Annotated in this window: 6 protein-coding genes and 1 pseudogene; 5 read left to right on the top strand and 2 right to left on the bottom strand. The window is 62.9% G+C overall.

The window, feature by feature from the left end; all coding sequences use genetic code 11:
• The first annotated feature begins 202 nt into the window (after window positions 1-202).
• The 3 genes from GGR45_RS19265 to GGR45_RS19275 all read left to right on the top strand — a co-directional run bounded on the left by GGR45_RS19265 (window position 203) and on the right by GGR45_RS19275 (window position 3,772).
• Complete coding sequence (locus GGR45_RS19265) at window positions 203-616, top strand: DUF2946 family protein (RefSeq protein WP_175310447.1); 414 nt, start codon at window positions 203-205, stop codon at window positions 614-616.
• 85 nt (window positions 617-701) lie between these two features.
• Window positions 702-2,831: a TonB-dependent siderophore receptor gene (locus GGR45_RS19270; protein WP_175310448.1), complete on the top strand. Its 2,130-nt coding sequence runs from the start codon at window positions 702-704 to the stop codon at window positions 2,829-2,831.
• The gene (locus GGR45_RS19275) at window positions 2,828-3,772 is read left to right on the top strand and encodes an alpha/beta hydrolase (RefSeq protein ID WP_175310449.1); all 945 of its coding nucleotides are present in this window, start codon (window positions 2,828-2,830) and stop codon (window positions 3,770-3,772) included. The genes GGR45_RS19270 and GGR45_RS19275 overlap by 4 nt, the downstream gene beginning before the upstream one ends.
• Window positions 3,773-4,622: 850 nt before the next feature.
• Here GGR45_RS19275 and GGR45_RS19280 read toward each other — a convergent pair.
• Window positions 4,623-4,979 carry a hypothetical protein gene (locus GGR45_RS19280; RefSeq protein ID WP_217497853.1) on the bottom strand — a complete coding sequence of 119 codons (357 nt, stop codon included), beginning with the start codon at window positions 4,977-4,979 and terminating at the stop codon, window positions 4,623-4,625.
• Window positions 4,980-5,090: 111 nt separating this feature from the next.
• Here GGR45_RS19280 and GGR45_RS19285 point away from each other — a divergent pair.
• Both GGR45_RS19285 and GGR45_RS19290 read left to right on the top strand, forming a co-directional pair.
• Window positions 5,091-5,867 (top strand): annotated as a pseudogene (locus GGR45_RS19285) (FAD-dependent oxidoreductase); the annotation flags it as partial.
• 93 nt (window positions 5,868-5,960) lie between these two features.
• Complete coding sequence (locus tag GGR45_RS19290) at window positions 5,961-7,247, top strand: glycoside hydrolase family 130 protein (RefSeq protein ID WP_009820587.1); 1,287 nt, start codon at window positions 5,961-5,963, stop codon at window positions 7,245-7,247.
• A 195-nt stretch (window positions 7,248-7,442) separates the two neighbouring features.
• Here the strand turns inward: GGR45_RS19290 and GGR45_RS19295 are convergent, their stop codons facing one another.
• Window positions 7,443-7,892, bottom strand: a complete 450-nt coding sequence (locus GGR45_RS19295; protein ID WP_175310450.1) for a DUF411 domain-containing protein — start codon at window positions 7,890-7,892, stop codon at window positions 7,443-7,445.
• Between the last annotated feature and the right edge of the window lie 324 nt (window positions 7,893-8,216).

The raw sequence follows: 8,216 nt of genomic DNA on the forward strand, positions 1-8,216 counted from the left end.
TGTGCGATCGGCCGAGACCAAGCCGGTAGCCGCGTAGCGACGCTCGCCGACAAATAGCGCGATCAGAATGCCGCCACTTAGCGCGAGCGTTTACAGCTAGAGCAGGGTGGCGGTGTCAAAACCGACCGGTTATGACACCTCCGCGGAGCATAAGACCGAATGTCCAAGTGACACTTACCACCGACATGGGTAGTCGGCTCCCGTGCACGCCATCCGGCATCTTCTCGCGCAACGCCACCTCGCCGTACTGATCTGCGCGGCGACGCTGTTGCTGAAGCTGCTGGTGCCCACCGGCTATATGATCGACAACGCGTCCGGGCATATCGCTATCACCATCTGTTCCGGCTTCGGTCCGGCAACGACGATGATGATGGATATGCCGGGAATGCATGGCGACATGCCCGATCACGGCCAGTCGAAGGATCACGGCAAAGCCGAGATGCCCTGCGCCTTCTCGGGCTTGTCTGCCGCCATGACCGGCGCGGTCGATCCGATCCAGCTCGCCGCACTGATCGTCTTCATACTGGCGTTAGGCCTGGTCGCGCGCATTCTGCCCGCGCCGTCGCAATCGGTCTATCTGCGTCCACCGTTACGCGGACCTCCCGCCTACCTCTGATCCGTCATTTCGCGCCGGCTGCGTCGGCGCGACCATGAATTGCGGTCCGCGTCGATAGGCGTCGGGCCGGTCAAAGGTATCTCCGATGATCCGAATACACCTTCTGGCGGGTGCCGCTGCGCCCTGCATGCTGCTGGCGATGCCGGCTGCCGCACAGACACAAAACACCTCGTCCACAACTTCCGACGCCACCACGACGCAAAGCTGGACCGGCGATATCATCGTCACGGGCGCACGCGAGACATACACCGCGCCCGAGACGAGCGCAGCGACGCGCACCGACACGCCACTGATCCAGGTGCCGCAGTCGGTACAGGTGCTGACCCGCACGCTGATCCAGGAGCAGGATCGACGCACGCTTGGCGACGCACTGGTGAATGTGTCGGGTGTGACCCCGACGCGATCCGACGAGGTGCTGTTCATCCCGCCGATCGTCCGCGGCTTCCCGGCCGAGGTGTACCTCGACGGGCTGTCGGTGTTCGCGGGCAACCAGCAGGCCTATGATCCCAACAGCCTGGTGGGCATTGGGCGGATCGATGTCCTGAAAGGTCCGACTGCCACGCTCTATGGTGGGGGCATCGGCACGCCGCTGGGCGGGGTCATCAACCTCGAAAGCGTCCGCCCGACCGACAAGGCAGGCGGCTATCTGGCGATGCGCGCTGGTAGCTTCTCGACCCTGAACCCCTACGGCGATATCAACGTGCCACTGGCGGACGGGATCGCTGCGCGGATCACGGGCGAGTACCAGAGCAACCACAGCTGGATCGACAAGGTGCACGCGCGGCGCTGGTCCGTGCAGCCTAGCCTCTCGTTCCAGATCGATCCGGCAACCGACCTAGTGCTCCAAGGGCAGTTCAGTCGGCGCAGCAATCTCGAATATGCCGGCCTGCCCGCCGATGCGGCGCTGGCCGGCACCATCCGCCGCGACGCCTTCCCCGGCTCGCCGATCGATCAGCCGCTGACGACGAACGATATCCGCATGGGACAGGCGACGTTGCGCCACGCCTTCTCGGATCGCCTGAAGCTGACGGTGAGCGGGCGCTATTATTCCAGCATGATCGATGAACAGGGCAGCTTCGTCTATCCCGGCCTGTTCCCGACAGGCACGGTCGCGCCGCTCTACGACGTCTTCCCGATCACCATGAGAAACCGCACGAAAGAGGCGACGGTCGATGCCAACCTCGCCGGCGACGTCGATCTGCTTGGGGGCACGCACAAGCTACTCGTAGGCGCCAATTACGACTGGACCAGCTTCCACAGCGCGATGGGACTGTTCGTCAGCGACAGTCCATCGGGCACGATCGACCTGTCGAACCCCAGCTACGATCTGCGCTACACGCCGCAGCTCCCGGTCAACTCCTATACCGACGATCGCTTCACGACCTTCGCCGGCTACATCCAGGATCAGGCGACCTACGGCCCGCTGCACCTGACCGGGGGCTTGCGTTTAACCTCGCTCAAGTTCGTCGAGAACAGCAACATCGGCGTCGCGAATGACAAGACCTACACGCACCTCTCGCCCCGGATCGGCGCCACGCTCGACGTGGTGAAGGGGGTCGCACTGTTCGCGGGCTATGCGACCGCGTTCCGTGCGCCGTTTGGCTTCATCGGCACGGTTGTGCCCGTCCCGGAGACGTCGAGCAACATCGAAGGCGGCGTAAAGCTGGCGCTCGCCGGCACCGGCCTGTCCGGCACGATCGCCGTGTTCCGCCAGACCCACGACAATGTCGTCACCGCCGATCCCGCGAACGTCGGCTTCTACATCCAGAGCGGGCGGCAACGCGCGCGCGGCGTCGAGGTCGATATGGTGTGGGAACCGACGCCCGCCTTCTCGCTGCTTGCCAACTACGCCTACACCGACACCCGCGACGATGGCGTGGCACCCGGTGATCGGCTCATTCGCGTGCCTAGGAGCAGCGGGCGTGTCGCGGCCCGCTACCGCGTGCTGCACGGTCCTGCGAAGGGCCTGGCGTTCGGGGCCGGCATCAGCGCCTTCACCTCACGCGAGCTGACGCTGCCGAATACGATCGCGGTGCCGGGCTATGCCGCATTCGACGCCCAGGCGTCCTACGACATCGGCCGGTTCACGCTGGGCGCGTCCGTGGTCAACCTCGGCAACCGGCGGGCCTTCGATCCCTATTCCTACCTCGGCTATCCGGTCGTCGCGCCCAACCAGCCCCGGTCGGCCTATGTCACGCTGAAGGTGCAGATATGACCGTGGTCAGCTTCGTGTGCCGCTCGATCGCCGTGGCAAGCATAGCTGTAGCGGCCGTGCCTTCGGCGACGATCGCCAGTGCGCAGACGCCGGCGACCGGCGGGACCGTCATCCCGCTGTACCCGAAAGGCAGCGTGCCCTCGCTCGGCGTGCCCGAAATGCGGGATCGGCTGCCGAACGGCGAGATGATGATCTACGACGTCAGCGAGCCGACGCTGGAGCTGTATCGACCCGCACCCGGTCGCGCGAACGGCACCGCCGTGATCGTCGCGCCGGGTGGCGGCTTCGTAGCTCTCGGCTATACCTTCGGCGGGACTGACGTCGCGCGGGCGCTGGCAGCACGCGGCATTACCGCCTTCGTACTCAAATACCGCACGATCCGGAGCGGCGACGGGCCGATGCGGATGCCCGACGTCCATATGAAAGAGATGGGCGTCGTCATGTCGCGAGCGAAGACCGGCGAGCCGGTCGAGATGCCGCGCTTTGCCGGCGAGCCGCACGCGGTTGAGGATGGCGCGCAGGCGATGGCGATCGTCCGGCAGCGTGCGTCCGAATGGAGCATCGATCCGCGACGTGTCGGGGTCATCGGCTTCTCGGCCGGGGCATACCTCGCGGCTGATCTCGCGATCGGCGATGTAGCGTCGCGCCCGGATTTTGTCGGCCTGATCTATGGTGGCCTGCGCACGCCGGTGCCTGCCGGCGCTCCGCCCGCATTCATCGCGGGAGCGGCAGACGACGAGTATCAGCCAAACGATCCCACGCTGCTCTACACCGCATGGCGGAAGGCGGGGGCAGCGGCCGAACTGCACCTGTATGAGCGCGGCGGGCATGGGTTCGACCTGAACCGCCAAGGCACCACAAGCGACCACTGGTTCGACGAACTTATCTGTTGGCTTGAAGCACGCCGCTTCACAACGCCCATGACCAATCCAGCCAGGTAGACCCTACTCCCTGACGGGGTGTCACAACCGACGGCAGGGGTAGGCAACACCATTCGGCCGTCGATGATAGCCAAACCCAGAATAGCTGATCACGGCCAGCGGTGCGCACCATAACGTTCGCTTTCCTAAATGAGGGATGAGCAGCATTTGCAGAGGATCTGACATCGCTCGGTCAGCATTGCGTGGTCACCCCACGCCCGCCAATGCCCGCTAGTGTGCTACCCGGACGGATCTTGATAGATAAACAGGCCCCAAACGATTTTGGCGTTCGATAACGTTGGACACCCAACCTCAGAGAAGCGATATTTCGATGATTCACAGGACACGTTTGACGGCTAACTTCGCCGTCGTGCTTACCTTATGCGGTTGTGGTCTGACCACTCCCCGCGACGAGGGATATTTCCGCACTCATGCCGACGAAGCCAGATTGGTCGTGACACGCTGCAAGCGCGGTCAGGAAAGCGGCAGCGATTGCAAGGCAGCAGCGCAGGCCGTTGCTGCCCTGGACAGGGCCGCCAAAGACGCTTCCGCCAGCGGGGTTCGCTAGCAATCATTCACTGATCGAATAGGCCCGAGGACAATAGTCCGACCAAGCCCTGAACAAACGATCGCTCGCACGGAACGTCGGGCGCTGCGCGACGACGAATGGTTTCGACCCACACAAGGCAAGGAGAAGGAAGGTCGAGCGTGCGCGCCGCCATGCGCTCGGGCCATTGCCAGCTCGCTGGCACGATCTCGCGCGCGACGAGGCCGGGCAGGATCGTCCATGCGAGGATGCCGATCGCTGCCCCGCCCAGTCCGAACCATAGCTGCCGGTTCTTCTAGTCGGCCCGCGTCCATGCGGATTCGGCTATGGCGCGAAACTCCGCCATGACGCGGGCCTTGGCCGAACCATGTTCAAGTGGTTTTCGACCACTACCCCACCATGCTGGGCAATGAAGTCGGCCGGAAGCTCGACGGCGATCAGGCGCCGAGCCTGCTCCTTGGCAGTGGTGCGCTGGACAAGGACACATGCCTCCTCGACCAGCAGCCAAGCGTCGCCGCGCTCGATCTTGAAATAAGGCGCGTGATTGCGCTTCTCGACTCGGAAAGCGAACCTGCCGTCCGCCGACACCGCCTCTGCCCAGATGAGCGGATGCGCGCCGCGGGAGGGGCGCAAGCGCATCTGATCCTTATAGCGGTTCCACACCAACGGATCGGTCGACACGCTGTAACCCCAATCGGCAAGCCTCGCCGGCATCGCCTCGGCTGCGGCGATCAGGGCGCTATGGCGAGGCTCGCGGGGCGCAAGCCAAGGCTGCGAGGCGGGTGAGGGGAGGCCAAGGTCCCCGAACATCTCGTCGTCATCGGTGCCGGCGTGATCGGGCTTGAACTCGGCTCAGTTTGGAAGCGGCTTGGCGCCAGGGTCACAGCGGTTGGACGCAACGGCTCGACCGCAACCATTACGGTTGAGCCCTCTGCGGGTGGCGAGGCCGACACCATCGAGGCTGACGCGGTGCTGGTCGCGATCGGGCGGCGGCCGAATACCGGAGGCCTAGGACTCGACAAGACCGGGCTTGGCTTGAACAAGAAGGGGCAGATCGAAGTGGACCACCGCTTTGCAACCGCTGTTCCTGGCATCTGGGCGATCGGCGACGTCGTGCCTGGCCTTATGCTCGCGCACAAAGCGATGGACGAGGGAATTGCGGTCGCCGAGAACATCGCGGGGCAAATCGGCATCGTAAATCATGCGGTGATCCCCTCCGTCGTCTACACCCATCCTGAGATCGCGGGCGTCGGCCTGACCGAGGAGGAGGCGAGAACTCGCGGGGAAATCAAGGTCGGCAAATTCCCCTTCGCGGCCAACAGCCCCGCCAAAACCAACCGTGACACCGATGGCTTCGTCAAGGTCGTTGCCGACGCCGAGACCGACCGCGTACTCGGGGTTCATATCATCTCCACGCTTGCTGGCACGATGATTGCCCAAGCCGCCCAGGGGATGGAATTTGGCGTGACCAGCGAGGATATTGCCTACACCTGCCATGCTCATCCGACGCATTCGGAGGCGCTCAAGGAAGCGGCGATGGCGGTGACTGGCAAACCAATTCATATGTGAGGCAGAATACCTTTGGCTGCCCGAACCGCTTACCGCACGGTGTCTGACTGCCATAAACGGCGGCTTAGAACTCAAGACACATGAAGGTCTACCATGGTCGAACGCGCGAAGCTTCGTTTTCACGACATCCTGCTGCGTCCCGACCCGTCACGCACTGTGGTAAGGCCGTTCGAGCCCGGCTACCCACGTGGCTTCGATGGCGGCAAGACGCGCACGCAGGAGACGGTCGATTTCATTCTTGCGCTCGACGAGGCGGAACTGATCAGGCAGTTGGAGGGCGTCACGGCCTCGCTCGACCAAAATCACCGCGGAGTTGATGCGACCCTTCGGCGACGCTTTGACGAAATGGCCGATCGCTTCGACGGCGCCGATCGATGCAACGACGCGCAACGCAGGTTGATTGGAGCGTACTTCAGCCAGGAATATGCCTATGAGGCGGCGGCACTGTTCAACCCGAGTGCGGTGCTCCATCCGCACCAGGTCGACGTTGCGGATGGCGAGGTCCGCTTCGTTCTGTCGCTGCGCGGGATCGGCGAAGGCCACCTGTCTTCCATAACGTTCCGTACGGGTCGGTGGACACCCGGCGGCACGCTGAGCATCGACGATCCGGGGTCCGTGTCGGTGCCCCCCGTCATTGATCAGACCGATACGGGCAATGCTTCTGTGCGACTCTATTCGGGCGAAAGCCGGACCATCTCGGAAACGGTGCTGTTCCCGGTAATGCCGAGCCAACGCCAAGGCGTCGAGGATCTGCGCCTCGTTCGTTTCGATGAGGGGGACGGCGTCTTCGCCTACCATGGCACCTATACTGCATTCAGTGGTGCGGCTGCGCGCTCGGAGTTGCTGACCACCACCGACTTCAGCGCCTTCGAGATGCGTGCGCTGACTGGCGACGCTGCCGGCGGCAAGGGAATGGCACTTTTCCCACGCCTGATCGATGGTCGCTTCGCGATGCTCGGCCGCCAGGACAACAAGAACATTTGGCTGCTGACGTCGGACGACATCCTCGCTTGGAATGGTGGCTCAAAGCTGGTCGAGCCGCGCTATCCGTGGGAGTTCGTCCAAATGGGCAATTGCGGGTCGCCGATCGAGCTGGACGAGGGCTGGCTGGTCCTCACTCACGGCGTCGGAACTGTTCGCAATTACTGTATTGGGGCATGCCTGCTGGACAAGAACGATCCGTCGAAGCTGTTGGCACGCACGCCGCGTCCGGTCTTGGCACCCAGTCCAAAGGAACGTGACGGATATGTCCCCAACGTGGTTTATAGCTGCGGTGCGCTCTCAGTGGGACGCGACCTACTCCTTCCGTACGCCGTCGCCGACAGCTTCACCGGATTTGCCACCGTGTCGATTGACGACCTTCTTGCTGTAATGGAATGACCAGCTCAATTACGGTAGGTTTAGTACCTCTATAAATTTCGGCAGTCTTGCGGATATAATATATTGTCTAATGTCGCGTTCTGCTCAAGGCCAATATTTCAGTCTCCGACGAATTGATATCTTCACCATGGATATCCGGGTGATGCTTGTCGTACAGCATCATGCGCAACTGTAAGAAGCCTCCTGGCCTAACTCCTAGCCTCCGTGGCGGGCATAAACGCGCTGGCCAGCCAGGCCGAATGCGATGACGTCGAAGGGCTGCGCCTTCGCACCCGGCACCTCCATTCCCGGCGAACCGAGCGGCATTCCTGCCACGGCCAGGCCGCGGACGCCCTTTGGATGTTGCGCGAGCACGCGTTTCATGTCGGCGATCGGCACATGCCCCTCGAATGCCATGCCATCGATGATGGCGGTGTGGCAGGATGCGAACTGCGCCGGCACACCTATACGGCGCTGAAATGCCGCCCGGTTCGCATCGTCCGAGATCTGTACCTTGCGCCCGAACTGGTGGTGGACCTGGGCCGCCCATTTCTCACAGCAGCCGCAACCCGGGTCGCGGTGCATGGCAATATCAGCGGCGGCTGATGCAACGCCAGGAAGGACCGTCACCAGGAGGACAGCCAGACCAACCATTCGGTGTTTCATGTCAGTTCATGCCATCGGGTCTCTCTGCTTGATGCGATAGGCCGATGCCGCGGCCATCGCGGTACCCCGGCTCAATCTTGCCTGTTGCGCTACCGTTCCATTGTTTTCAGCATAGGTCCGGAACGTGGCAGAGGCAAAAGTAACATCGAACGGATTTGCTATGATTCCAGCCTGCAACCGCTACTGTAAGGCAAATACGAGAAACAGGAAGGGTCAGGATGCGCCTCTCAGCTAGGGTCAGGACCCATTGATGTGAGCGTCGCGATCTGATTCAGGCTCCGTGAGGAGACTGGTAATGAGCGACCTGTTTTGGCTGACGGACGA

It is taken from the genome of Sphingomonas zeae (genome assembly GCF_014197135.1).
GTDB lineage: Bacteria > Pseudomonadota > Alphaproteobacteria > Sphingomonadales > Sphingomonadaceae > Sphingomonas > Sphingomonas zeae.

What these genes read in the sequence shown, in the direction of transcription:
- GGR45_RS19270 (WP_175310448.1), top strand. Translation starts at nt 702, where the DNA reads ATGATCCGAATACACCTTCTGGCGGGTGCCGCTGCGCCCTGCATGCTG.
- GGR45_RS19275 (WP_175310449.1), top strand. Translation starts at nt 2,828, where the DNA reads ATGACCGTGGTCAGCTTCGTGTGCCGCTCGATCGCCGTGGCAAGCATA.
- GGR45_RS19290 (WP_009820587.1), top strand. Translation starts at nt 5,961, where the DNA reads ATGGTCGAACGCGCGAAGCTTCGTTTTCACGACATCCTGCTGCGTCCC.
- GGR45_RS19295 (WP_175310450.1), bottom strand. Translation starts at nt 7,892, where the DNA reads ATGAAACACCGAATGGTTGGTCTGGCTGTCCTCCTGGTGACGGTCCTT.